General features: G+C 61.5%; 25 protein-coding genes and 1 pseudogene. 18 read left to right on the top strand and 8 right to left on the bottom strand.

Features of this window, described 5'->3' with window-relative positions; genetic code table 11:
* Positions 1-97 precede the first annotated feature (97 nt).
* From ABID16_RS14855 to ABID16_RS14845, 3 genes are read right to left on the bottom strand one after another with little or no spacing between them, the layout of a single operon-like run.
* A complete protein-coding gene (locus ABID16_RS14855) occupies positions 98-1,153 on the bottom strand; it encodes a 5-(carboxyamino)imidazole ribonucleotide synthase (RefSeq protein WP_354557120.1) in 1,056 nt (351 codons plus the stop codon).
* Positions 1,153-1,653 carry a 5-(carboxyamino)imidazole ribonucleotide mutase gene (purE, locus tag ABID16_RS14850; RefSeq protein ID WP_435532424.1) on the bottom strand — a complete coding sequence of 167 codons (501 nt, stop codon included), beginning with the start codon at positions 1,651-1,653 and terminating at the stop codon, positions 1,153-1,155. The genes ABID16_RS14855 and purE overlap by 1 nt, the downstream gene beginning before the upstream one ends.
* 13 nt (positions 1,654-1,666) lie before the next feature.
* The gene (locus ABID16_RS14845) at positions 1,667-1,870 is read right to left on the bottom strand and encodes a YdcH family protein (protein ID WP_354557118.1); all 204 of its coding nucleotides are present in this window, start codon (positions 1,868-1,870) and stop codon (positions 1,667-1,669) included.
* Positions 1,871-2,082: 212 nt separating this feature from the next.
* On the opposite strand from ABID16_RS14845, the gene ABID16_RS14840 reads away from it, so the two are divergent.
* Complete coding sequence (locus ABID16_RS14840) at positions 2,083-2,256, top strand: YdcH family protein (RefSeq protein WP_112695997.1); 174 nt, start codon at positions 2,083-2,085, stop codon at positions 2,254-2,256.
* 186 nt (positions 2,257-2,442) lie between these two features.
* Here the strand turns inward: ABID16_RS14840 and ABID16_RS14835 are convergent, their stop codons facing one another.
* Positions 2,443-2,703 carry an ArsR/SmtB family transcription factor gene (locus tag ABID16_RS14835; RefSeq protein ID WP_354557117.1) on the bottom strand — a complete coding sequence of 87 codons (261 nt, stop codon included), beginning with the start codon at positions 2,701-2,703 and terminating at the stop codon, positions 2,443-2,445.
* Positions 2,704-2,999: 296 nt separating this feature from the next.
* Between ABID16_RS14835 and ABID16_RS14830 the strand changes: the two genes are divergently transcribed.
* From ABID16_RS14830 to ABID16_RS14810, 5 genes are all read left to right on the top strand, one after another.
* Positions 3,000-3,650, top strand: coding sequence for a thiamine phosphate synthase (locus ABID16_RS14830; protein WP_354557116.1), 651 nt, complete (start codon positions 3,000-3,002; stop codon positions 3,648-3,650).
* A 69-nt stretch (positions 3,651-3,719) separates the two neighbouring features.
* Entirely contained in the window at positions 3,720-4,874 is a 1,155-nt protein-coding gene (locus ABID16_RS14825) for a tetratricopeptide repeat protein (protein WP_354557115.1), read from the top strand.
* Positions 4,875-5,294: 420 nt separating this feature from the next.
* Positions 5,295-5,858 (top strand): elongation factor P, encoded by a 564-nt coding sequence (gene efp, locus ABID16_RS14820; protein ID WP_230838999.1) that lies wholly within the window; start codon positions 5,295-5,297, stop codon positions 5,856-5,858.
* A 134-nt stretch (positions 5,859-5,992) separates the two neighbouring features.
* Positions 5,993-6,793, top strand: a complete 801-nt coding sequence (locus tag ABID16_RS14815; protein ID WP_354557114.1) for an inositol monophosphatase family protein — start codon at positions 5,993-5,995, stop codon at positions 6,791-6,793.
* 179 nt (positions 6,794-6,972) lie between these two features.
* Positions 6,973-7,878 (top strand): diacylglycerol/lipid kinase family protein, encoded by a 906-nt coding sequence (locus ABID16_RS14810; protein ID WP_354557113.1) that lies wholly within the window; start codon positions 6,973-6,975, stop codon positions 7,876-7,878.
* A 66-nt stretch (positions 7,879-7,944) separates the two neighbouring features.
* On the opposite strand, the gene pyk is transcribed toward ABID16_RS14810, so the two are convergent.
* Both pyk and ABID16_RS14800 read right to left on the bottom strand, forming a co-directional pair.
* A complete protein-coding gene (gene pyk, locus ABID16_RS14805; RefSeq protein WP_354557112.1) occupies positions 7,945-9,384 on the bottom strand; it encodes a pyruvate kinase in 1,440 nt (479 codons plus the stop codon).
* Positions 9,381-9,764: pseudogene (locus ABID16_RS14800) on the bottom strand (DUF1036 domain-containing protein); the annotation flags it as partial. The pseudogene ABID16_RS14800 and the gene pyk, both read right to left, overlap by 4 nt.
* A 315-nt stretch (positions 9,765-10,079) precedes the next feature.
* On the opposite strand from ABID16_RS14800, the gene ABID16_RS14795 reads away from it, so the two are divergent.
* From ABID16_RS14795 to ABID16_RS14785, 3 genes are all read left to right on the top strand, one after another.
* Positions 10,080-10,868, top strand: a complete 789-nt coding sequence (locus tag ABID16_RS14795) for an N-formylglutamate amidohydrolase (protein WP_354557111.1) — start codon at positions 10,080-10,082, stop codon at positions 10,866-10,868.
* A 24-nt stretch (positions 10,869-10,892) separates the two neighbouring features.
* The gene (locus ABID16_RS14790) at positions 10,893-11,198 is read left to right on the top strand and encodes a DUF1244 domain-containing protein (protein WP_354557110.1); all 306 of its coding nucleotides are present in this window, start codon (positions 10,893-10,895) and stop codon (positions 11,196-11,198) included.
* A gap of 194 nt (positions 11,199-11,392) precedes the next feature.
* Positions 11,393-11,650, top strand: a complete 258-nt coding sequence (locus ABID16_RS14785; RefSeq protein ID WP_230829359.1) for a DUF2312 domain-containing protein — start codon at positions 11,393-11,395, stop codon at positions 11,648-11,650.
* Between the two features lie 91 nt (positions 11,651-11,741).
* Here ABID16_RS14785 and ABID16_RS14780 read toward each other — a convergent pair whose 3' ends face one another.
* On the bottom strand, positions 11,742-13,457 hold the full coding sequence (locus ABID16_RS14780) for a peptidoglycan L,D-endopeptidase MepK (protein ID WP_354557109.1): 1,716 nt from the start codon (positions 13,455-13,457) through the stop codon (positions 11,742-11,744).
* Positions 13,458-13,700: 243 nt separating this feature from the next.
* Positions 13,701-15,248: a sigma-54-dependent transcriptional regulator gene (locus tag ABID16_RS14775; RefSeq protein WP_354557108.1), complete on the bottom strand. Its 1,548-nt coding sequence runs from the start codon at positions 15,246-15,248 to the stop codon at positions 13,701-13,703.
* Between the two features lie 205 nt (positions 15,249-15,453).
* Here ABID16_RS14775 and ABID16_RS14770 point away from each other — a divergent pair, with 205 nt between their 5' ends.
* The 9 genes from ABID16_RS14770 to ABID16_RS14730 all read left to right on the top strand — a co-directional run bounded on the left by ABID16_RS14770 (position 15,454) and on the right by ABID16_RS14730 (position 25,159).
* Positions 15,454-17,274, top strand: coding sequence for a M3 family oligoendopeptidase (locus ABID16_RS14770; RefSeq protein WP_354557253.1), 1,821 nt, complete (start codon positions 15,454-15,456; stop codon positions 17,272-17,274).
* Positions 17,274-18,431 (top strand): aminodeoxychorismate synthase component I, encoded by a 1,158-nt coding sequence (locus ABID16_RS14765; RefSeq protein ID WP_354557107.1) that lies wholly within the window; start codon positions 17,274-17,276, stop codon positions 18,429-18,431. Before ABID16_RS14770 ends, ABID16_RS14765 begins: the two co-directional genes overlap by 1 nt.
* Complete coding sequence (locus tag ABID16_RS23625) at positions 18,428-19,273, top strand: aminotransferase class IV family protein (RefSeq protein ID WP_435532423.1); 846 nt, start codon at positions 18,428-18,430, stop codon at positions 19,271-19,273. The genes ABID16_RS14765 and ABID16_RS23625 overlap by 4 nt, the downstream gene beginning before the upstream one ends.
* A gap of 3 nt (positions 19,274-19,276) precedes the next feature.
* A complete protein-coding gene (locus ABID16_RS14755) occupies positions 19,277-19,561 on the top strand; it encodes a YciI family protein (RefSeq protein ID WP_354557106.1) in 285 nt (94 codons plus the stop codon).
* Between the two features lie 2 nt (positions 19,562-19,563).
* A complete protein-coding gene (locus ABID16_RS14750; protein ID WP_354557105.1) occupies positions 19,564-20,436 on the top strand; it encodes a heme-dependent oxidative N-demethylase family protein in 873 nt (290 codons plus the stop codon).
* Between the two features lie 154 nt (positions 20,437-20,590).
* Positions 20,591-22,036, top strand: coding sequence for a homospermidine synthase (locus tag ABID16_RS14745; RefSeq protein WP_354557104.1), 1,446 nt, complete (start codon positions 20,591-20,593; stop codon positions 22,034-22,036).
* 233 nt (positions 22,037-22,269) lie between these two features.
* The gene (gene omp10, locus ABID16_RS14740) at positions 22,270-22,644 is read left to right on the top strand and encodes an outer membrane lipoprotein Omp10 (protein WP_354557103.1); all 375 of its coding nucleotides are present in this window, start codon (positions 22,270-22,272) and stop codon (positions 22,642-22,644) included.
* A 144-nt stretch (positions 22,645-22,788) separates the two neighbouring features.
* Positions 22,789-23,817 carry a ferrochelatase gene (gene hemH / locus ABID16_RS14735; RefSeq protein ID WP_354557102.1) on the top strand — a complete coding sequence of 343 codons (1,029 nt, stop codon included), beginning with the start codon at positions 22,789-22,791 and terminating at the stop codon, positions 23,815-23,817.
* A 328-nt stretch (positions 23,818-24,145) separates the two neighbouring features.
* On the top strand, positions 24,146-25,159 hold the full coding sequence (locus tag ABID16_RS14730) for an SPFH domain-containing protein (protein ID WP_354557101.1): 1,014 nt from the start codon (positions 24,146-24,148) through the stop codon (positions 25,157-25,159).
* Positions 25,160-25,162 lie beyond the last annotated feature (3 nt).

Here is a 25,162-nt window from a genome sequence, read left to right as displayed (position 1 = left end):
TCAAAAGCGCGCCGACAGGGCGCGCTCTTCAGGTTGGCGGCGTGATACAGTTCCATGACACGCCTGTCAACGGTCTAGAACCTGAAACACGGCATTTTCAACGTTTCAGAACGGTGACATGCCCCATCTTCCGGCCCGGCCTCGCCTCGGCTTTGCCGTAGAGATGGAGCAGCGCGTCCTTCGTCTTCAGCCAGTCTTCGGCCGTCTCGATATCGTCGCCAATCAGGTTCTGCATCAGGCAGTCCGAATGCCGGGCGGCATCGCCGAGCGGCAGACCGGCAACCGCGCGGATATGCTGCTCGAACTGCGACACGATGCAGGCCGCTTCCGTCCAATGCCCGGAATTATGCACGCGCGGGGCCATTTCATTGGCAATCAGCGCGCCGTCGGCGCCGACAAAGAACTCGACACCGATCACGCCGACATAACCGAGCTTATCGAGAATGGCACGGGCCGACTGCGTCGCAGCCGCCGCCGTGGCCGACGAAACCGAAGCCGGAAGCGTTGACGTGTGGAGAATGCCATTCTTGTGGACATTCTCTGCCGGATCATAGGCCGCAAAGCTGCCATCGGTGCCGCGCGCCGCAATCACAGAGATTTCGCGTTCGAAGGCGACGAAGCTTTCGAGAATCAGCGGCACGCTTCCCAGCGCCTCGTAGGCGCCAGACGGATCGTCCCCCTTGCGGAACACGCTCTGGCCCTTGCCGTCATAACCCATGCGGCGGGTTTTCAGCACGCCCTCCCCGTCGAATTCGGCCAGCGCCGCGACGAGATCGTCCTGGCTGTCGATGCGTCGAAACTGCGCGGTCGGAATGCCGCAGGAGGCGAGAAATTCCTTTTCCGTCAGCCGGTCCTGCGAAACCTCCAGTGCCCGCGGCGGCGGATAGACCGGTCGCGAAGCCGCCAGCGTCTCGGCGGCATCGACGGGAACGTTCTCGAACTCGTAGGTCACGATATCGCAGGCATCCGCCAGTTCGGCCAGCGCATGCGGATTGTCATAAGCCCCGACGATCTGCCGGTTGGCGACCTGCGCGGCCGGGCAATCGGGCTGCGGTTCCAGAATGACGGTCCTGAAATTGAGGCGGGCGGCGGCCATGGCCAGCATGCGGCCGAGCTGACCGCCGCCGATGATGCCGATCGTCTTCATAGGCATTAGCTATTATCCACAGGGTAGTCTGCGACCGAGGCAGTTTGTCTGGCGCGGTAGTCGTCGAGCTTCAGCGCGATATCCTCATCCATCAGCGCCAGCACGGCTGCAGCAAGCAGCGCAGCATTGACCGCACCGGCCCTACCGATAGCCAGCGTGCCCACGGGAATGCCTGCCGGCATCTGCACGATGGACAGAAGACTGTCCTGACCCGACAGCGCCTTGGACTGAACAGGAACGCCAAAAACCGGGAGCGGCGTCATGGCAGCGGCCATGCCCGGCAGATGGGCAGCGCCACCGGCACCGGCGATGATGACCTTGAAGCCCTCTTCGCGCGCGCCCTTGGCGAAGGACACAAGCCGATCCGGCGTCCGATGTGCCGAAATGATCCGGGATTCGTAGGGGATTCCAAGCATGTCGAGCGTATCGGCAGCATTCTTCATGGTCTCCCAGTCAGACTGGCTGCCCATAATGATGGCGACAGGCGGTGGGCCGGCATAGGTCATGTCGTGCTCCATCTCAGGCGATGATGTCCGGGATGATCTGGTCCTCGATCTTGGTCAGCGTGTCCTTGATCGCCAGCTTTTTCTTTTTCATGCGCTGCACGCGAAGCGCGTCGCAGCCAACTTTGATCATGGCATTGATCGCGGCGTCGTAATCTTCATGCTCCTGCCTGAGCTTCGCGGCCGACATCCGCAGTTCTGCCTGATCCTGGTCTGCCATCCCCATTCCCCGTTCTGTAGCGCCTTAACATCATACACAAATTTTGCGCCCGCCGCTCCTATCACAAAAAATGCGTTTACGGGAAGTTATCCCTCGCCACGATTTCGCCTTCGACAAGATTACAATTCTGTGACACACTTTCGGGTGTTACGGCTTGGGGTACCCTGAGGCGATACAGGGTGCGGGCCACTAGGGAAGGAAGGACGTGCCGCATGAACATCGAGGCTCATCTTGCAACGCTTACCAAGAGACACGGAGATCTTGAGGAGGAACTCCACTCAGCGATGAACCAGCCCTCAACAGATGCCACGAAGATCCGGGAAATCAAGCGGCGCAAGTTGCGCATTAAGGATGAAATCGAGCGTATTCGCTCATCCGTTCATTGACACAAGCATTCATCCTTCGCCTGAAAGGCGAATAGAACCGAAACAGAGGCCGGCATGAAAGTCATGCAGTGAGACCGGCCTCTGAAAGCAAACGCCATCGGAACCCTGAAAATGCCTTGTGGCATAGCGGTTCCGGTGGCTTTATTTTTGATGTGTATGATCGTTCGCCACAACCGTCCTGCCGCTTCACGCCCAGAACTGATCGAGCCACAGATTGAGCTTGTTGAACCCTTGCGCGTTGATCGAATAGATCCGCTTGGTTCCCTTCGCCGTCACTTTCACGAGATCGCTGTCGAGCAACGCCTTGAGGTGCTGGGAAACAGCCGGCCGGCTGATGGGCAAGCCTTCCGCCAGTTCGTTGACCGTGCGCGGGGTTCGGCGCAGCTCTTCAAGCAGGTAGCGCCTGTTCGGATCGGAAATCGCTGAAAATGCATCGGGCTTCGACATGCGCGGACCCTAAAATAAAGCTGACCAACGGGCAAGTGACTTTGTGCAGTGCAAACAAATAAAGTGACACGTTTAGAGAGACTTGCATCTTTCTTAGTCCGCACGCTCACTTCGTGAGCAGTTGCAGTATAAGCTTGAGTCGTCGCGCGACGCAATGAGCCCTTTGCGACCGAAGCGAAGCTTGTATATGAGATCATCGAGGACGTGCCGCGAGGCGGGGCCCCACGGCCCGCAGTCTTGCCACGAAACATCCCGATGCCCGCGAGGGCCGGACGCCCAAAGGATTGCGCTACACCATGTCGAATATCAGATATCGCTGCCGCCTCGTGCTGATTGCGCCGGACATTGAAAATGCAGCCGAGCGGGCACGCATTGTCGGCGATGCGCTGAAGGGGGGCGACGTCGCAACCGTCATCGTACCGGGATACGGCCGTTCGGACGACGAGTTCCAGCAACACGCCGAAGTTCTGGTGCCGGTCATCCAGGCAGCAGGTGCTGCGGCCCTCATCTTGAACGATAGCCGCGTTGCCGGCCGCGCCAAGGCCGATGGCCTCCACATCGACGGTCCGTTCGCCGAACTGGCCGACGCGGTGGAAAAATTCCGCCCGAAGCTCATCGTGGGAGCCGGCCGCGTCAGCGACCGCCATCAGGCGCTCGAGGTCGGAGAAATCGACCCCGACTATGTCTTCTTCGGCAAGATCGGCGGCGACATCAAGCCGGAACCGCACCCGAAGAACCTCGCGCTCGGCGAATGGTGGGCCTCCATGGTTTCGATCCCCTGTATCGTCATGGGCGGCACTGATCCGGCATCGGTGCTGGCCATTGCCGAGACGGGCGCGGAATTTGCAGCCCTTTCGGCAGCCGTTTTTGCTGAGCCCGACAGAGCAGCAATTGTCGTTGCGGAAGCCAATGCGCTTCTTGACGAAAAAGCGCCAAGGTTTGAGTAAGATATAGTCACCATGTGCGGGACCTCATCTCTTCGTCGAACGGCATTGGCATTGACGCTGGCAGCTATCATGGGTAGCGCGGCGGCACACACAGCTCTTGCGACCGATGACTTGCCGGGCGTGAACCTTCAGGACGGCCTTGCGGATGACGACGCGGCCCCGGCGGACGGTGAAACGGCCAAGACCTCCCGTGTCACTCAGCCGACCGGTGCACCCGCAATTGCCAAGGACGCGCCGCTCGACGGCAAGGTGCTTGGCCCGGATGGCAAGCCGGTCGACCAGCTTTCGACGCCTGGCGAAACTCCGTCTGCGGGCACAGGACTTTACGACCGCATGGGCCTGCGCCTGCCTGATCTTCCGGCCGAAAAGCCCTTTACCGGCAAGGTCGATGAGGCATACGGCGCCTTCCAGCGCGGCTACTACATCACGGCCCTCGACAAGGCGCTGCCTCGCGCCCAACTGGGCGACCCGGCCGCCCAGACGCTGATCGCCGAACTTCTGGCGCGCGGCATGGGCGTCAAGCAGGATATCCAGAAGGCTCTTTTCTGGTATTCGAAGGCGGCCGACGGCGGCGACCCGTCCGCCATGTTCCGCTATGCGCTGATCCTCATGGAGGGCCGACTGGTCAAGCAGGACAAGGCGCGCGCCGACGAACTCATGCGCAAGGCCGCAGATGCGGGCAATCCGCTGGCAGCCTTCAACTGGGCGCAAATTCTCGTCTCCCAGAAGCCCGGCGAGGAGGGCCTGCGCAATGCCCTGCCCTATTACGAGAAATCCGCCGCCAAGGGCATCGCCGACGCGGAATATGCCCTTTCGCAGATCTACCTGAACCTGCCCGACCTGCCGAAGGAAAAGCGCGACAGCGCCAAGGACTGGCTGCAACGCGCCGCGAAGGCAGGCTATGATACCGCCGAACTCGACATGGCAATCTGGTTGATCGACGGCATCCAGTTCCCGCGCGACCAGGACGCCGGTTTCGCCTGGATGTATCGCGCCGCTTCCGCCGGCAATGTCGTGGCACAGAACAAGCTGGCGCATATGCTGATCCAGGGCATCGGCACCAAGCAGGATGTGGCCGAAGCCGGCAAATGGTATGTCATGTCCCGCCGGGCCGGTCGCGAAGACAAATATCTTGAAGATGCATTCCAGGGCCTGACCGAACAGCAGCAGAAGGCGGCCATCGAGGCGGCGAACAAGCAGCAGCGGCTCATCCGCCTGCGCTGATGAGCCCTATCTGGTTGTTTGCACGCAATTCCGGACGCGAAGCCGGGTTTCCACTTTCGATGGAATTGCTCCAGCCGTTAAGCCTGACGCTTAAGGTTAAAAAACGGTTTACGTTGCAACGCCCGTCCCGATTTGAGAGAACGTACCTGCCTTCGGGTGGGGCGTCATGATCATCCAAGCTCATGGAGCGAGCGGAGATTTTTTAAAGCTCGCTTTCCGCAATATTCTGCGGCGCCTGCATTTGCCTGCTTCGGCAGCCAGGCTATCGCCGCCTTGTTGCCGGGTCGGAGAGCGGCCGGCACGGCCAGGCCGACCGCTCTTTCGGCATCTCTTTCAGCTTGAATATTTCTGCGATTTATGGTCTTGGAAGCCGCACGATGCGGTCCAGCGGCCGCAACACATCAGCATGGACAATCTGGAATGAAGATCAGCGGCGGCGAAATCCGCCCGGGCAGCGTTATCGAGCATAACGGCGGGCTCTGGGTGGCAGTGAAATGCAATACGGTCAAGCCCGGCAAGGGCGGCGCGTTCAATCAGGTCGAGATGAAGAACCTGATGGACGGGACGAAGCTCAACGAGCGCTTCCGCACCGTCGACACAGTCGAGCAGGTTCTTCTAGAGAAGAAGGACTTCCAGTATCTCTATGAACAGGGCGACGCCCTCGTCTTCATGGATGTCGAAAGCTACGAGCAGCTTGAACTGCCGCAGGAATTCGTCGGCGACCGCGCCCGCTTCCTGAAAGACGGCATGATGGTCACCGTCCAGCTCTACGGCGAAAAGCCGATCGGCATTGCGCTTCCCGACCAGCTGGTGCTGGAAATCGTGGAAGCCGATCCGGTCGTCAAGGGCCAGACGGCGGCGTCCTCCTACAAGCCCGCCATTCTGGAAAACGGCGTCCGCATCCTCGTGCCGCCCTTCATTGCGACCGGCGAACGCGTTCTCGTCGACACCAACGAACTCACCTATCTCCGCCGCGCAGATTAATCTTCGCGCGGCATCGACTGAAGCGCCGGGCGAAAAAGTGGAAACCGGTTTTTCGCTTACCCGGCGCGACAAGCAAGCGACATGGTCGGGCTCCAACCCGCCCTCGTCTGTTTTTTGACAAAGGAATTCGTCTCATGGCTCGTTCAGCCCTTCTCAATGTCATGGTCCAGGCCGCCTTCAAGGCCGGCAAGTCGCTGTCGCGCGATTTCGGCGAGGTTCAGAACCTCCAGGTGTCGGTCAAGGGACCGGGCGACTACGTCTCCCAGGCCGACCGCAAGGCTGAAAAGATCGTCAAGGACGAACTCCTGAAGGCCCGTCCGACCTATGGCTTCCTCGGCGAGGAGAGCGACGAGATCAAGGGCACCGACGGTGCGCATCGCTGGATCGTCGACCCGCTCGACGGCACGACGAACTTCCTGCACGGCATTCCGCAGTTCGCCGTCTCTATAGCACTCGAACGCAACAACGAAATCGTCGCCGGCGTCGTCTTCAACCCGGCGACCGACGAACTCTACACGGCGGAAAAGGGCGGCGGCACCTTCCTCAACGATCGTCGCCTGCGCGTCGCGGCCCGCAAGGAGCTGTCCGACAGCGTTATCACCTGCGGCGTACCGCATCTCGGCCGTGGCAACCATGGCAAGTTCCTCGTCGAACTGCGCCATGTCATGGGCGAAGTTTCCGGGATTCGCCGTTTCGGTGCCGCATCGCTCGACCTCGCCTATGTCGCGGCCGGCCGTTGCGACGGCTATTGGGAAACGGGCCTTGCCGCCTGGGACATCGCAGCCGGAATTCTCCTGATCAAGGAAGCGGGCGGCTGGGTTTCCGACTTCGACGGCAAGACCAACATGCTCGAAACCGGCTCCGTCGTCGCGGGCAACGAATACATCCACAAGGCACTGCTGGACGTCACGCATCGTCCCATCCCGAAGGGCTGAGAAACACGACGCCCGGCCGCAGCCCATTGTGGGATTGCGGCCGGAACCTCAACTCCGCTCCCCGCGTTTGCTCGCCGGCGTCCTTGCGGATGCCGGGCGCGCGCACTAACTGTCAGGTCTTCGCGTTCTGGTCTTGCGGCAGCCGTATCCGGCTTTCCGACCGACGCTGCAGGAGTGACATGCGGACAATTGCTGTTCTGAACCGGGATGCAGGCACCTTGAGGACGATGGACCTCGAGGCCTATGTCAGCCTGCTCGAAACCGCCTTTGCCGCCGAAGGGCATCAGGTCGATTGCCGCGTCGTTGCCGGTCGCGACGTCGTCGAAGCGCTCAAGGCTGCTGCGGCGGAGCCGCAAACTGACGCATTGATTGTTGCCGGGGGCGATGGCTCAGTGTCTGCCGCAGCCGCCATCGCCTGGAAAAGCGGCCACCCGCTTGGCGTTATCCCCGCCGGCACCATGAACCTCTTTGCCCGCGCCATCGGCCTGCCGCTCGACGTCAATGCAGTCCCTGCTGTGCTCGCCGAATGGAACATCATGGCCGCCGATATCGGCGATGCCAACGGCAATCCCTTCGTCCACCAGTTCAGCGCCGGCATGCATGCGCGTATGATCCGCCTACGCGAAAAGATCGCCTACAAGTCGCGTCTCGGCAAGATCGCCGCCAACATCCGCGCCTCCATCGGCGTTCTGCTCGACCCGCCGGGCTTCGACGTCACCTGCAAGACCAATGGTAACGAGGAGAGCCTGAAAGTCTCGGCAATCTCGGTCTCCAATAATGCCTTCGGCCCGAGCCCCATGCTGATCTCCGAGCGGCTGGATGGCGGTCATCTCGGACTCTATCTCGCCAAGCGCCTCAACTGGAGGGGCGCGCTGCATCTCGCGTTTGACCTCTTTCGCGGCAAACTGAAGGAGAACGTTGCCGTGCGCTCCGAACTCGTTCAGGAGGTCGAACTACATTTCCCGCGTCGGACGCCCACCGCGCGCTGCGTTCTGGACGGCGAACTCATGCCGCTGCCACGCGATATCCGCATCCGCATCCATCCGGGCGCGCTGAAAATCCTCGGCCCCTCGCCGGCAACCTGACGAAACCCAAAAAGGCCGCACGTTCGTCAGAACGCGCGGCCTTCTGCAATGTCTCTTCGAAGGGGATCAGATACCCGTCACGCCATCAGAACCGATATAGGCGATGCGCAGCATGTTCGTCGAACCGGGCGTGCCAAGCGGAACGCCGGCCGTGATGATGATGCGATCACCCGGACCGCCGAAACCTTCGCTGACGACGATGCGGCAAGCACGGTTGACCATGTCGTCCAGATCCGTCGCGTCTTCTGTGACGACGCAATGCAGACCCCAGGCGAGCGACAGACGGCGCGCCGTCTTGACAATCGGCGACAGCGTCAGGATCGGCATGGCCGGACGCTCGCGCGAGGCGCGAAGGCCAGTCGTGCCGGAAGCCGTGTAACAGACGATGGCGTTGAGCTTCAGCGTCTCGGCGATCTGGCGGGCAGCGAGCGAAATCGCATCCGCACCCGTCGGGTTCGGCTCGGAGCGCTGGGCATGGATGATGCCGGTGAAGTGCTGATCTTCCTCGACCTTCTGTGCGATGGAGGCCATGGTCGCGACGGCCTCGACCGGATAGGCGCCCGAGGCCGACTCGGCAGAGAGCATGATCGCATCTGCACCTTCAAACACGGCGGTCGCCACGTCGGAAACTTCGGCGCGCGTCGGAACCGGCGCGGTGATCATGGACTCCAGCATCTGTGTGGCAACCACGACGGGCTTGCCGGCCCTGCGGCAGGCACGCGTCAGCTGCTTCTGGATACCCGGAACGGCTTCCAGCGGCATTTCTACCCCGAGGTCACCACGCGCGACCATCAGCGCGTCGGAAAGCTCGATGATCTCATCGATCCGTTCGAGCGCCTGCGGCTTCTCAATCTTGGACATAAGGCCGACGCGGCCGCGCGCCATCTTGCGCACTTCGGCCAGATCTTCCGGACGCTGAATGAAGGAGAGGGCCACCCAGTCGACATCATTGGTCGCGAGCACGGCTTCGATGTCGGCGCGGTCCTTCGGTGTCAGCACGCCGACGGCCAGCAGCGTATCGGGAAGGCTGACACCCTTGCGGTCGGAGATCGACGTACCGGAAATGACTTCCGTCACGATGCTCTTGCCGTCGCACTTGATGGCCTTCAGATGCAGCTTGCCGTCGTCGATGAGGAGACGGTCGCCTGCCTTTACCGATTCCAGGATTTCCGGATGCGGCAGGAAAACGCGGGTTTCGTCGCCGGGCGCTTCGTTGTTGTCCAGCGTAAAGGTCTGGCCGGGCGTCAGCGTCACCTTCGTATTGGCAAACTTGCCGACGCGCAGCTTCGGACCCTGAATGTCGGCCAGAATGCCGATCGGCCGACCCATGCGCTTTTCGACATTGCGGATGCGGGCAATGAGCGTCCGCATCACATCATGGCTGGCATGGCTCATGTTGATGCGGAAAAGGTCCGCGCCCGCCAGGAAAAGCTTTTCGATCATGGCCTCTTCCGAAGAAGCGGGGCCGAGGGTTGCTAGGATCTTGACCTTACGGTTGCGTCTCATTTGCTCTGGCTTTCCTGGGTTCCCGACGTATCAGTGAGCTGAACCATCCAGCTCCCCTGCTTGCCGGTGTCATATTCCTTGAAGCCCATCTGCTGGTAGCCGCGTGCGAAACAATCCTTGACGCCGACGATCTTGAACTCGTTTTCCGCCACGCACATCTTCACGTCGCCGGTCCAGCGCCCGCCACGGGCGGCGTCCTCGGCATAAAGATAATAGTAGCGCGATTTCAATTCGCCTTCGATCAGCGTGGCGCAGGTCGTCGCCGGCACCTGCCACCAGCCCTCCGTGATCCAGCCTTCGCTGGCACGATAGCCGATGGCGACGCCAACGAGATTCTGCGTTCCGTTGCAAACCCGGAAATCGGCGCGCGCCTCGCTTGCCGGGAGGAAGGCAGGCGCAAACGCGAGCGTAAACAGTACGGCAGGCGCAGCGAGGCGCTTGGCGAAACGTTTGGGGGATGGGTTTCGAGTTGAACGGGTCACGGTTTCCGTTGTGGCTCCATGATGGATGGTCTTGTCGTTGTGCGCTGCCATAGCCCGAATGTCAATGAGGGTTTCAATCGATTAGTATTGTGCCCGGTCGAGAAAGCGCACCGAAGTCGAAGAGCCATTTCTGGCCTTGAACCACACTCCCTGCCATGCCATCACTCATTGTCGATAAAATGACAATCTTGCAATACCGGTCACGGGCGCTTCATGACACATCACCAGGCCTACCGAAGGATCGGCGGAAATTCCGCCGCCGGGCTCCTGATCCTTGCCGATCACGCCACGAATCATGTTCCGGCAGACTATGACGCACTCGGCCTGCCAAAGGAAGCATTCGGCCGCCACATCGCCTATGATATCGGGATCGAGCCGCTGACCGAGCGGCTCGCCGCGATGCTCGACGCCCCGGCCGTGCTCTCCTGTTTCTCGCGCCTCCTCATCGACCCCAATCGCGGCGAGGACGATCCGACGCTGATCATGAAACTTTCAGACGGCGCGATCATCCCCGCGAACCACCCGCTCAGCCCCGCAGAGCGTCGCCGCCGCATCGAAACCTGGCACCGCCCCTATCACATGGCCGTCGACAAGGCGATCGCGGAGGTGGCAATGGCAGCCGGCAAGGCGCCGCTCGTCGTCTCGCTGCATTCCTTCACGCCCTACTGGAAGGGTTTCAGGCGTCCATGGCAGGCGGGCGTTCTGTGGGACACGGACCACCGTGCCGTCCACCCTCTCATCAGGGCGCTGGAGAACCGCGGCTACGTCACCGGCGACAACGAACCCTATGATGGCGCGCTGAAAGGCGATACCATGTACCGTCACTGCATGCGCAACGGCATCCCGCATGTGTTGCTGGAAGTGCGGCAGGACCTGATCGGCGACCGGCGCGGTGTCGATGAATGGGCCGGTGTGCTTGCGCCGATCTTTGCCGAAATGAATGCCATGCCGGACCTGCACGAGTACCAGATTTTCCCGTCCCGCACCGGCGCATACGAATAAATCAGAAGAAGGAAGGAGACGCCCGTGGCAGACCTGACCAAGGAACAGCAGACCGAACTCGAGGCCGCCGCCTTTCGCCGCCTCGTTTCCCATCTCCAGCATCGCCCCGACGTGCAGAACATCGACCTGATGAATCTGGCCGGATTCTGCCGTAACTGCCTGTCCAACTGGTATCTCGAGGCAGCCAACCATTCAGACCTGCCGGTGACGAAGGACCAGTCCCGCGAGGCCGTCTACGGCATGCCCTATGACGACTGGAAGAAGCTCCACCAGCGTGAAGCCAGCGCGGAACAGCAAGCCTCATTCGAAGTGAACCGGCCCAAAGAATAACGCGGAGAACTTCAACATCCCCCTTGACCTCGAACGGGGTTCGCGGCACGTCACCGCATCCCTTGGCGGGCAATGCGTATGTCCAGGAAAATTGTCATTCGGTTTACCATCCGGCAATACCCAAAGCCTTAAGACGCCAAGCTTGAGACCCCAAGCCCGACCTCATGCGGCCGTGGCCAAAGCAGGAGCATGACATGGAAGAAGAAACCAAAGCCGTCGAAAACGTCGCCGCCGCAGAACTGCGCCAGCTGATCGAGCGCATCGAGCGCCTCGAAGAGGAAAAGTCGTCCATCAGCGACGACATCAAGGACGTCTATGGCGAAGCCAAGGGCCGCGGCTACGATACGAAGGCCATGCGGACCATCGTTCGCCTGCGCAAGAAGGACGCCAACGAGCGTATCGAAGAAGAAACCATCCTGCAAACCTACATGGCTGCACTTGGTATGGAATAAGCCGTTCGCGCCGAAAAAACGGATCCATGCAAAAAGGCCCGCTCGACGCGGGCCTTTTCGTATTCGAGCATCTGCAGAACAATTCAGAGGGTCACTGCGGCTTTGCCACCGGCTGAGCACCAGAGAATCGCGCCGGATCGAACTTTGCCGCGCCCGCATCGGATTGGCTACTTGCAACAACGGCCTGCTTCGCATCCGCATCGCGGTCACGACCGCCATCGACCGGCTTCGGCGCAACGATCTGCGCATTGTTGGCGGCCAGCGCCCACTTCTCGATCATCTCGCCGGTCAGTTGCGCAGGCTGCGAGTGGGAGCCACGCAATGCGGCAATCGCATCCGTCTTGTTCGGGCGCGCGCCCTTCTTAGGCTGATAGGCCTCTTCGGCCAGCGCCGGGCGAATATCAGCCTTCAGCGAGCGCGTGAGCTGCTTGTTCGCAGCGGCCGGGGCCTCGGCCAGTGCCACCTGCTGCGGCTTGGCAGCCGGCGCAACGGCAGCAGGTGCAGCCGCATCATTGCCGGACATACGCTGGATCATCGCCGCAATCTCGTCACTTCCTGCCGCGGGCTTCGGCGCACTGCCACCCGCGTCAGCGGCCTGCGGCGGCTGGAGGGTCGGCACTGGCGCTGCAACAGTCGATGCATCGGGCGCAACGGAGGCAACCTGATAATCCGGACGCGATCCGGGCAGCGGAACGGCGGCGATATCGGCCTCGCCCGGCTGCTTGCGATCACCCAGCAATTGCGGAACCGGGATCTTGTAGTTGCCGAGATCGGCATAGTCGCCGTTGCCGGCATCCGGCGGCTGCAGGACAGAGGCCATCGCATCGGTCGCGGAGCTGCGCGCCGGCGAAACGAGCGCCGTCTCCAGATCGGCAGATTGCCCACCGACGACAGACGGACGGACATTGGGAACCGGGGCATTCGCCACGGTGGTTCCGGGCAGGTTCTCTATGAAGGTCTGCTTAGGCTGCGGCGCGGGTTCTGCCGTAGCAACCTGAACAGGCGGCGCTGCCTTCGGTGGCTGGGCCTTCGGCGGCGCATTATCCGTGATCGCTTCCGGGCTCTCGTCCTCGTCGCCACCGCCAAACAGCATCTGGAAGAGGTTCTTGCGGCCGCCCGAAGACGCAATCTCGATATTGTCGGATCCCATGCGGCGCTTGTAGTCCGCCATGGCAGCCTCGTAACCCGGCAGCGGCTTGCCATCCGGCGGAACGTGGATCGTCTTGCCGTCGGGGAAGAGGCGCACCAGCGTTTCGCGCGATGCACGCGGCCAGGCGCGGACGCCGCCCACATCCATGTGCACGAAGGGTGAACCGGAGGTCGGATAATAGCCTACGCCGCCCATCTGCAGCTTCAGGCCGATTTCGCGCAGCCGTTCCAGCGGAACGCCGGGAATGTAGAAATCCATGGCCTTGCCGAGAATATGCTGGCTTTCCTTGGCAACGCCGGTATGGCGCGAGCGGTTGCGCAGCATCTCGTTTGTGCCGGGCGCGCGGTAGCCGCACAGGACATTGATATAGTCGCTCGATCCGCTCTTCTGATAGACCGACCAGATCAGGTCGAACAGGCGCGGGTCCATCTTGGTCGGCTCGTTGCGACGCCAGTCGCGCAGGAATCGGTTGAGCTTGGCGAGCCCCTCCGGATCGAACTTGCCGTTGCGTTTGAAGGTGATCGTGGCGCGTTCGCCCGTGTGGACGAAATAGAGCTTCAGGGAGCGGGTTTCCGCCTGCGCAGCTCCGGCAGCCACAAACGCAAAGCCAAAGGCCAGCGTCAGGGCGAGAATGCCCCGAACGGCCATCTCACGCATTCTTGACGTCACAGACCGCAAGGGCGCAATACTATGCATCCGCCCTATGGCATCCGAATTGACCGACAAATGGACGTCCCCATTAAAAGCGAATTTCCCTCACATCCCACATGGAATGCAAATGCGGTGAGACGATGGCAGAAACGTCACAGTCAACACGGCGATAGTTATATAGTGAAAAATTCGTCAAATGGAAACGACGAACCCGGCCTTTCGACCGGATTCTTGAAGCCCTAGTTAATCTTAGGCAACATCCCGGAAAGGATGATCCGGATCAATGTCGTAATCCTTGAGCTTGCGGTAGAGTGTGGAGCGTCCGATTCCGAGCTTGCGCGCCACCTGGCTCATCTGGCCATGGTAGAATTTCAGCGCGAAGCGAATGAGCTGCTCTTCGACCTCGGCCAGCGTTCGCACGTCGCCGTCGTCGCCGAGGCTCGGGATGATATCTGGGGTCTTATCTGCGGATACGGGCACTGCTGCCTCCTGCGTATCATATCTTTCAGCAAAATCGGGGAAGACACGCGGCGGCTTCTCGACCAGCATCGGCGCCTGATGGCGAGCCGGCCCACCCCAGGAAATCGCCCCCTCCGCATTGATCGAATAACCCGGAACCTGCGCGGCGATCTGTGGGAAATCCTCGACATCGAGCTCATGGCCCTGCGCCAGAACGACGGCGCGGAACATGGCGTTTTCCAGCTGGCGGATATTGCCCGGCCAGTCATAGGCCGTCAGCAGCGCGAGCGCCCGTGGCGAAACACCCAACGGCTGCGGCAGCTTCTGCTCGTGAGCGAGCCGCTCGGCGAGCGCCCGCACGAGAACCGGAATATCCTCCTTGCGCTTGCGCAGCGACGGAATGGCAATCGGATAAACGTTCAGGCGATAGTAGAGATCTTCGCGGAAGCGCCCCGCCTTGACCTCTTCGATCAGGTCCTTGTTCGTCGCCGAAATCAGGCGGACATCGACCTTCTGCGTCTGGCGCGCGCCAACCGTCTCGATTTCGCCGGACTGTACGGCGCGCAAGAGCTTCACCTGCGTGTCGAGCGGCAGGTCGCCGATCTCGTCGAGGAACAGCGTGCCGCCGTCCGCCTCGGCAAACTTGCCGACATGCCGCTCGGTCGCGCCGGTAAACGCGCCCTTCTCGTGGCCGAAGAGAATACTTTCGACCAGATTTGCCGGGATAGCCCCGCAATTGACGGTGATGAACGGCTTGCCGGACCGGTCGGATGCCGCCTGGATCGCCTTGGCGACCATTTCCTTGCCGACACCCGATTCGCCTTCCAGCACGACCGGAATATCGGAATGGGCGGCCCGCCGCGCGAGATCGATGACCCGATCCATCGCCGGGCTTGCGGACACGATATCACTGAAACGAACATGGGAGGAGCGCGACCGGCGACCGGCCTTGGCGCGTGCTTCCTTCTGGTCGAGCTTCAGGGCATTTCCGATAGCGGAACCCAAGCGCTCGGGCGAGACCGGCTTGACGACGAAATCAAACGCTCCGGCGCGCATGGCCTCGACAACCGTCTCGATACCGCCCTGGCCCGTCTGCACGATCACCGGAATGTCGGTGCCGAGGTCGGCGAGCGCTGCCATGAATTCCAGCCCGTTCATCTCGGGCATCATCAGGTCGAGCACCACAACGTCGATGCGATCGACCACATCTTTCAGATATTCCAGACCCACGCGGCCGTTCTCGGCCAAATGGGGCTCATGGCCATGTTGCTCGATTGCGTGTTTGAGAAGGCGGCGCTGAACCGGATCGTCATCCACAACAAGAATCTGGGCTACCACGAACATTCTCCCTTCGTGCTATTCTTGGATGCACGTTGCTTTTTTCGTCGCCTCACCTTGGCACAGGACCCCTAAACACCCCATTTTCGGAAATGCTTGCATTTTATCGATCCGCAACGCATTCAATCGGCGTAATGACAAATGACATAGGGAGAGCGGCGACATGCTGAACCGGACCTTCGACTTCGCGAAAAACCTGGCTGCCATGAGCGCAACGACAGGGGCCGCGATCAAGCCGGAGCTGGGCGACCTGCCCTCCTGGAACCTTGCCGACCTCTTCCCCTCCAAGGACAGCCCGGAGTTCAAGGCAGCGCTGGAAAAGGCGACAACCGACTCCATCGCTTTTGAAACCCGCTGGAAAGACAAGCTGGCGGATGCCGCCACGAAATCCGGCAATGATGGCCTGGGCGCCGCCATCCGCGACTATGATGCGCTGGACGATATTCTCGGCCGCATCGCCTCGTTTGCGGGGCTCACCTATTTCTCCAACACGGCCGATCCGGCCAACGGCAAGCTCTATGGCGACGCGCAGGCTAAGCTTACCGATCTCGGCAGCCACCTGCTCTTCTTCACGCTGGAGCTGAACCGCATCGACGACGCGGTGATCGAGCAGGCCATCGCCATCGATCCGCTCGCCGCGCATTACGCGCCCTGGATCCGCGATCTGCGCAAGGAAAAGCCGCACCAGCTGGAAGACCGCATCGAACAGCTCTTCATGGAAAAGTCGATGACGGGGGCCGCCGCCTTCAACCGTCTCTTCGACGAGACCATGGCAACGCTGACCTTCGACGTTGATGGCGAAACGCTCGGCCTTGAAGCGACCCTGAGCCTCCTGCAGAGCGGCGACCCGAAGAAGCGCGAAAGCGCTGCCCGCGCGCTCGCCGCCACCTTCGCCGCCAATATCCGCACCTTCACGCTGATCACCAACACGCTTGCCAAGGACAAGGAAATTTCCGACCGCTGGCACAAGTTCGAAGACATTGCCGACAGCCGCCATCTGGCGAACCGCGTCGAACGCGAGGTCGTCGATGCGCTCGCCGCCGCCGTGAAGGACGCGTACCCGCGCCTGTCACATCGTTACTACGCGATGAAGGCGAAGTGGCTCGGCATGGACAAGATGCAATTCTGGGACCGCAACGCGCCGCTGCCGGAAACCCCGGATGCAACGATCTCCTGGGATGAGGCCCGCGAAACGGTTCTTTCGGCCTACGGCGCCTTCTCGCCCGAAATGGCCGGCATAGCCAAGACCTTCTTCGACCGCGACTGGATCGATGCGCCGGTCCGCCCCGGCAAGGCGCCGGGCGCCTTCGCGCATCCGACCGTGCCGTCCGCGCATCCGTACGTACTCGTCAATTATATGGGCAAGCCGCGCGACGTGATGACGCTGGCGCATGAACTGGGCCATGGCGTGCATCAGGTTCTCGCCGGCGGTCAGGGCGCGCTGATGTGCGCAACCCCGCTGACGCTCGCCGAAACCGCCTCCGTCTTCGGCGAAATGCTGACCTTCCGCGCCCTTCTCGACAAGACAAAGGACAAACGCGAACGCAAGGCCATGCTCGCACAGAAGGTTGAGGACATGATCAACACGGTCGTGCGCCAGATCGCCTTCTACGAATTCGAGCGCAAGGTCCACACGGCCCGGAAAGAAGGCGAACTCACCTCCGACCGGATCGGCGAACTCTGGATGTCGGTGCAGGCCGAAAGCTTGGGCCCGGCCATCGACCTCTCCGGCGGCGGCTACGAGACCTACTGGTCCTATATCCCCCACTTCATCCATTCGCCTTTCTATGTCTACGCCTATGCGTTTGGCGACTGCCTGGTGAACTCGCTCTACGCCGTTTATCAGAACGCGGCGGAAGGCTTCCAGGACAAGTATTTCGCGCTGCTGAAGGCCGGCGGCACCAAGCACCATTCCGAACTTCTCGCCCCCTTTGGGCTGGATGCCTCCGATCCGTCGTTCTGGGGCAAGGGACTGTCGATGATCGAAGGGCTGATCGATGAGCTGGAGGCGTTAGATAAGGCGTAATGAGCGCCAAACCCTTCATTGTCTTTCGCGACGATCCAGCCGACCGCACGACGCTGTTTACGGAGCCGCGCGAGATTGTCCGCGTCGACCGGAAGGCTGATTTCTTTGCGGCGCTTGAGACATTGCAAGCGGCGCACAAGGCCGGCCACTGGCTGGCCGGCTATCTGTCTTACGAAGCCGGACATCTCTTCGAGCCGCGCATCGAGCGCTTGGCGGAAGATGGCGGGGCGGTGCCCTATCTTCTTTTCGGCATTTTTGACGCGCCAAGAGACGCGGCCCTTCCGATGAGGGAATCGCACGGCGCCGGCTCCAACCTCCCACTCCTCACCGCCCCCCGCGCCCGCTGGAACTTCGAAACCTACCAATCCCGTTTCGACATCCTCCACCACCATCTGCGCAAGGGCGACAGCTATCAGGGCAACCTCACCTTCCCCATCGACGCCGAATGGCATGGCGACCCGCTGGAGGCGTTCCATGCACTCGCCGAACGCCAGCCGGTGAAATACGGCGCGCTGGTCGATCTCGGCGGCCCGATCATCCTGTCACGCTCACCCGAGCTCTTCTTCAAGGTGGATCGAGACGGCTGGATCGAAACGCATCCGATGAAGGGCACTGCCCCGCGCGGCGCGACCCCGGCGGAAGACGCCGCCATCATCGAAGCCATGAAGGCGGATGAAAAGACAAAGGCCGAAAACCGCATGATCGTCGATCTCCTGCGCAACGACATCTCACGCATTACCGAGGTCGGCACACTCTCCGTGCCCAAGCTCTTCGAGGTCGAGACCTATCCGACGCTGCACCAGATGGTGAGCCACGTCCGCGCGAAGCTCCTGCAGGAAACGACGCTGACCGACATTTTCGCCGCCCTCTTCCCCTGCGGCTCGATCACCGGCGCACCGAAACTATGGACGATGGAAATCCTCCACCGGCTCGAACAGACCCCGCGCGGCGCCTATTGCGGCGCCATCGGCCATATCGCCCCCTCCGGCGAAATGCTGTTCAATGTGGCGATCCGCACGATCACGCTTTTCGACAACGGCAAGGCCACCTTCAACGTCGGCGGCGGCATCGTTTTCGATTCGAAGGCTGAGGATGAATATGCCGAAGCGCTGCTGAAGGCCCGCTTCGCCGTCGGCGACGAGGAGATTGCAAGATGACGGATTTCTCGCTCTTCGAAACGATGCGCTATACGCCGGGCGAAGGCATTGCGAGGCTGAACCTGCATCTGAAACGGCTGGAGACCTCGGCAAGACGGCTGGGTTTTGCCGGCGCGGACAAGGCGGAAGAAGCCTTGGCGGCGCACCTCGGAGTACCCCCCTCTGGCTTGCCAGGCATCTCCCCCGCAAGGGGGGAGATCGCAAGCGCCCTGACCTGCGCTCTTGACGCAAAGGCCAATAATGAAGGCGGAACGCCGCTCCATCCAATCTCCCCCCTTGCGGGGGGTGAGGAGCGGTTCGCGGAGCGAAGCAATCGATCCAGTGAATCGATTGCAGCGACGAACGCCGGCAGGACAGAGGGGGGTGCGGCACCTCAAAACGTGCAACGCCTCCGCCTAGAACTCTCCCCCACAGGCAAAATCAACATCACCGCCGCCCCCTTCACCCTCCAGCCCGAAAACACCATCTGGCGCATCACCATCGCCAAAACCCGCACTGCCTCGACAGACCCGCTGATCCGCCACAAGACCACCCGCCGCGCACTCTACGAGGCCGCCCGCGCCGAATTCCCGACCGAGACCATCAACGAAGTCATCCTCCTCAACGAAAAAGGCGAACTCACAGAGGGCACGATCACCAATCTCTTCGTCGAAGGCGACGATGGCCGCCTGATGACGCCCCCCATCTCCTCCGGCTGCCTCGCCGGCGTGCTGCGCACGTCGCTCATCTGCACCCGCAAGGCCTATAACCATCACCTGCGCCCGGAAGACCTGAACGGCCGAAACCTCTTGGTCGGCAATTCGCTACGCGGCCTGATCCGTGCGGAACTTATAGGAGACTAGCCCATGTTCATCATCTCGCTCACCTACAAGAAACCCACCGAAGAAGCTGACAAGCACATGGCCGCCCATATGGACTGGCTGAAGGCCGCCTATGCCGATGGAACCTTCATCGCCTCCGGCCGCAAAATCCCCCGCACCGGCGGCGTGATTCTCGCTCGCGGCGAACGCCCGGCAATCGAAGCGCTCTGCACCCAAGACCCGTTCGTGATCCACGACATCGCCGATATCGACATCGTCGAAGTGAATTTCACCACGACGGCAGAGGGATTCGAGGGGTTGAAGGGCTGAATATGCAAAAGCCCCGCTTCACGCCCTATGACGGCTCGTCCGAACCCTTTGCCATCGGGCTGACGCAGATTGCGCCGGAACGCTGGATCGAGACGGATGAGGATCTGGAGCGGTATCTGGCGGAGAAGGACCGGCTGCTGAGCGAGGATCGCGACGCCGTGTTTCAGGCGGTGGCGGGCTCCGAGGCTGCGCAGGCCGAGGCGCTGGCGACGCTTATCGCACATCTGCTCACCGAGCATGCGACCGTCTATGCGCGGCACGGCAACACCCTTGCCTTCCTCGGCCGCAGTATCCCCCTCGATGCCCCCGAGGCGCCGCTGCTTACCGCCGGCTCTCTCGTCGCCGACGATCTGGTCCTTCTCGAAAACCGCGATGGCGGCTGGCGGGTGACGGCAGGCTATGTGGCCTTCCCGTCGTCATGGTCGCTGAAGGAGAAGGCAGGCAAGACCATCGGCGAAATCCATGGTCCCGTGCCGGATTTCGAGCCCGGCAGCCGCAATGACGGGCTGATCGTCCGCATGTTCGACCGCATCGCGCCCGGCCGCGTGGTCGAGCGCTTCAACTGGTCGATCTATCCGGAAGCCGATCTCGACTGGCCGCCGGAAAAGGGCGCGCGGCTGGCGCGAAAGAGCTTCGACCCGGCCTCGAATTTCATTCGCGTCGAGCGGCAGACATTGCGTAAGCTGCCCGAAACGGGGGCCATGCTCTTCACCATCCGCATCTATCAGGACCCGATTGCCGCCGTCACGGCGCGTCCCGAACTTGCCCAGCAACTTGCGGCCCGGCTTGAGGCGATGAGCGCGGAGCAACTGGCCTACAAGGGCATGACCGAGAAGCGCGAGAAGCTCATGACATTTCTGCGAAATCTGCAATGAAGACCAGGCTTTCCGGGCACTGCATCCATCCAAACATTCGTTTGTACTTTATTGTGACTCGATTCTGTGGTTAGAGCGCGCACAGGTCCCGATAACGGGACCCGCCAACCTGTCCTGCATTCCTCGCAGGCGCATTTTCAGGAGCACGGACCCGATGTCTGACGTTCAATATCCGATCTATGGCGAAATCACCGGCCCGATCGTCATGATCGGCTTCGGCTCGATCGGCCGCGGCACGCTGCCGCTCATCGAACGTCACTTCAAGTTCGACAAGTCCCGCATGGTCGTCATCGACCCGCGCGGCGAAGATGTGCAGCTGCTCGAAGAACGCGGCATCCGCTTCATCAAGGCGCATGTCACGAAGGACAATTACAAGGAGCTGCTGAAGCCGCTTCTGACTGAAGGCAAGGGCCAGGGCTTCTGCGTCAACCTTTCGGTCGACACCGGCTCACTCGACATGATCAAGTTCTGCCGCAAGCTCGACGTGCTTTATATCGACACAGTCGTCGAACCCTGGCTCGGCTTCTATTTCGACAACTCGCTCGGCAACGAAGCGCGCACCAACTATGCGCTGCGCGAAACTGTGCGCAAGGAAAAGGCCAAGAACCCCGGCGGCACGACGGCCGTGTCCTGCTGCGGCGCGAACCCCGGCATGGTCTCCTGGTTCGTCAAGCAGGCGCTGATCAACCTCGCCAAGGACACCGGCACGAAGATCGACGAGCCGGCCGTCAACGACCGCGAAGGCTGGGCCAAGCTCATGCAGACGCTCGGCGTCAAGGGCGTCCACATTGCCGAGCGCGACACGCAGCGCACCATCAACCCGAAGCCGATGAACGTCTTCTGGAACACCTGGTCGGCCGAAGGCTTCATCTCGGAAGGCCTGCAGCCCTCCGAACTCGGCTGGGGCACGCATGAAAAGTGGATGCCGAAGAACGCCAGGAAGCACAAGAAGGGCTGCAAGGCCGCCATCTATCTGGAACAGCCCGGCGCCAACACGCGCGTGCGCACCTGGTGCCCGACGCCCGGCCCGCAATATGGCTTCCTGGTCACCCACAACGAGTCGATCTCGATCGCCGACTATTTCACCGTGAAGGACAAGGACGGCGAAGCCGAATTCCGCCCGACCTGCCACTACGCCTATCATCCGGCCAACGACGCGGTTCTGTCGCTGCATGAAATGTTCGGCAATGGGGGCCACCAGCAGCCCGTCCTCCACGTTCTCGACGAGAACGAGCTGGTGGACGGCGTCGATGAACTCGGCGTGCTGCTCTATGGCCACGAGAAGAACGCCTACTGGTACGGCTCGCGCCTGTCGCTGGAAGAAACCCGCCGCATCGCACCCTACCAGAATGCAACCGGCCTCCAGGTCACCTCGGCCGTACTCGCCGGCATGGTCTGGGCGCTTGAAAATCCGAAGGCCGGCATCGTCGAGGCCGACGAGATGGACTACAAGCGCTGCCTCGAAGTTCAGATGCCCTATCTCGGCCCGGTCGAAGGCCACTATACCGACTGGACCCCGCTCGATGGCCGCCCGGGCCTCTTCCCGGAAAAGCTGGACGAGAAGGATGCATGGCAGTTCAAGAACATCCTTGTTCATTGAGCGGCACCTGAAGTCTCGCCGAAATATATAGGATAATATGTAAATTCGACGCCCCGGTCTTGCTTTGACTGGGGCGTCGCTGCAATCTCGGTCCACGGGATAGGAATCGCATCCAGAGCGCGCTGCTCAACACTGTAAAAAAATGTGCGCTGACACGTTTAATTCGCCGGAAAGGCCATAAAGACGCCGCGAGCGTCAGCCTTTCATGGTCCATGAACATGCCGGAGAATGCTATGAAGAAATCTCACCTCTGCCTTGCCCTCGGCGCCAGCCTTGCACTTTCGGGCTGCATGTCGTCGCCCGCGCCGCGCTCGCTGCCGCCCGTCCAGCAACAGCAGCAGACCAGCGTTGAAGGTCAGTGGATCGACCCGAACGGGATCGTCTCGAGCTTCCAGGCCGGCACGTTCACGACGCGCACCACCGACACGAACCAGTTGCTCGCCTCCGGGACCTATACGAGCAAGGCCCCGACGATCGTCGAAATCAACATGACCTCGCTGGTGCGCAACACGCAGTCGCGCGTCAACTGTGCGCTCGTGACGTCCAACCAGCTCAACTGCACGACCGATTCCGGCGCGCAGTTCTCGCTCGCCCGCAAGGCCGTCTGAGCGATACATCACCCGACCTGATTTCTTGGAAGCGCGGACAACCATCCGCGCTTTTTTGTCGTATTGCCGTTTGCCATCAATGCAAATGGCAATGAATTCGCCTATATGGGCGACAGAGACATTCGAAAGCGGAAGATTGAGACCATGATGCCTGGCGCGCTCCCTGCCGACCACCCGAAAGTCGCCTTCGGAAAGGTCGGCGTTCTCCTCGTCAACCTCGGCACCCCCGACGGCACCGACAAGGCCTCCATGCGCCGCTATCTGGAAGAGTTCCTCACCGACCGCCGCGTCATCGAGTGGTCGCGGCTGTTCTGGTATCCGATCCTTTACGGCATCGTTCTCAACCGCCGCCCGGCCAAGGTCGGCAAGGCCTATGAGACGATCTGGAACAAGGAGCGCAACGAAAGCTATCTGCGCACCTATACCCGTTCGCAGGGTGAACTGATGGCCGAGCGCCTCAAGGATCTGCCCAATGTCGTGGTCGACTGGGGCATGCGTTACGGCAACCCTTCGATCGCCTCGCGCATCGAGGCGCTTCAGGCCGCCGGCTGCGAGCGCATCGTGCTCTTCCCGCTCTACCCGCAATATGCCGCCGCCACGACCGCGACCGTCAACGACAAGGCGTTCGAAAAGCTGCAGAAAATGCGCTGGCAGCCGGCAATCCGCACCGTGCCGCCTTATCATGACGAGCCCGCCTATATCGAGGCGCTGGCCAATTCGATCACCGCGCATCTCGCCACGCTCGACTGGGAACCTGAAGTCGTGCTCGCCTCCTTCCACGGCATCCCGCAATCCTATTTCAAGGCCGGCGATCCCTATCACTGCCAGTGCATGAAGACGGCCCGCCTCGTGCGCGAAAAGCTCGGCTGGTCGAAGGAAAAGTTCCGCGTCACCTTCCAGTCCCGCTTCGGGCCAGAAGAATGGCTGCAGCCCTATACCGACAAGACGGTCGAGGAACTGGCCAAGACCGGCACCAAGCGCATTGCCGTGCTCAACCCCGGCTTCGTCTCCGACTGTCTCGAAACGCTGGAAGAAATCGCCGAACAGGCGAAGGAAAGCTTCGAGCACAATGGCGGCGAACACTTCACGCATATTCCGTGTCTCAACGATAGCGTGGACGGGATGAACGTGCTGGAGACCGTGCTGCGGCGGGAGCTGCAGGGCTGGGTTTAAACGCACCTTTCTTCCGTCAGCCCTCTCTCCTCCGTCATCCCGGACTTGATCCGGGATCCAGCCGCGCGATGTCCATCGCGCGAAAGGACTCCTTTGTAAGGGTCTTCTCAGCCCGCAGACGCGGGCTGGCTGGATGCCGGATCAAGTCCGGCATGACGGAGTATGTGGGGCCGTTTGTGCCTACATCAACGACAGGGCACAGGTCGAACGAACTCTTGGACCGATTTCCCCGCCCCCGCCTTGAAATAAACATCGCCATTCCCAAGTTCTTATTGCAGCATGATGGGAAACCGCGCGGATAGCGCGCGCCCACGCTGGAGGGACACCCATGGACTTCACCGGATCGGACATCACCGTCATCGCCATCGTGGTGCTGGCGATCATCTTCCTCTATTCCGGCATCAAGACCGTGCCGCAGGGCTATCGCTATACGGTCGAGCGCTTCGGCCGCTACACGCGCACGCTGGAGCCCGGCCTCAATCTCATCATCCCCTTCATCGACCGCCTCGGCAACAAGATGAACGTGATGGAACAGGTGCTTGCGGTGCCGACCCAGGAAGTCATCACCAAGGACAACGCCTCCGTCTCAGCCGACGCCGTTGCCTTCTATCAGGTGCTGAACGCCGCACAGGCTGCCTATCAGGTCTCCAATCTCGAGCAGGCCATCCTCAATCTGACGATGACCAACATCCGCTCCGTCATGGGGTCGATGGATCTGGATGAACTCCTGTCGAACCGCGAGAAGATCAACGACCGGCTCCTGCATGTCGTCGACGACGCGGCAAGCCCGTGGGGCATCAAGATCACCCGCGTCGAGATCAAGGATATCCAGCCGCCGCGCGATCTCGTGGAATCCATGGGTCGCCAGATGAAGGCCGAGCGTGAAAAGCGCGCACAGGTGCTGGAAGCCGAAGGCGCCCGCAACGCACAGATCCTGCGCGCCGAAGGCGCCAAGCAGGCTGCCGTTCTGGAGGCCGAAGGCCAGCGCCAGTCCGCCTTCCTCAATGCCGAAGCGCGTGAACGTCAGGCCGAGGCCGAAGCCAAGGCCACCAAAATGGTCTCCGAGGCCATCGCCAGCGGCGACATCCAGGCGATCAACTATTTCGTGGCACAGAAATATACCGAAGCCATGCAGGCCATTGGCTCCGGTCCGAATTCCAAGGTCGTGCTGATGCCGATGGAAGCCTCCGCCCTCGTCGGCTCGCTCGGCGGCATCGGTGCCATTGCTCGCGAAGTCTTCGGCGATCAGGCCGGCCCCGCAGCGCGCCCTGCAGCGCCTGCCGGTCGGCCGCGCACGACGCCCGCCGTCACACCGCCCGTCACTCCGACCCGCGAAGGCTGACGC

The organism is Limnomicrobium aquaticum (assembly GCF_040545545.1).
GTDB lineage: Bacteria > Pseudomonadota > Alphaproteobacteria > Rhizobiales > Rhizobiaceae > Ensifer_A > Ensifer_A aquaticum.
The sequence above is the reverse complement of the archived record's forward strand: the minus strand, read 5'-3'. Positions and strand labels throughout refer to the sequence as shown.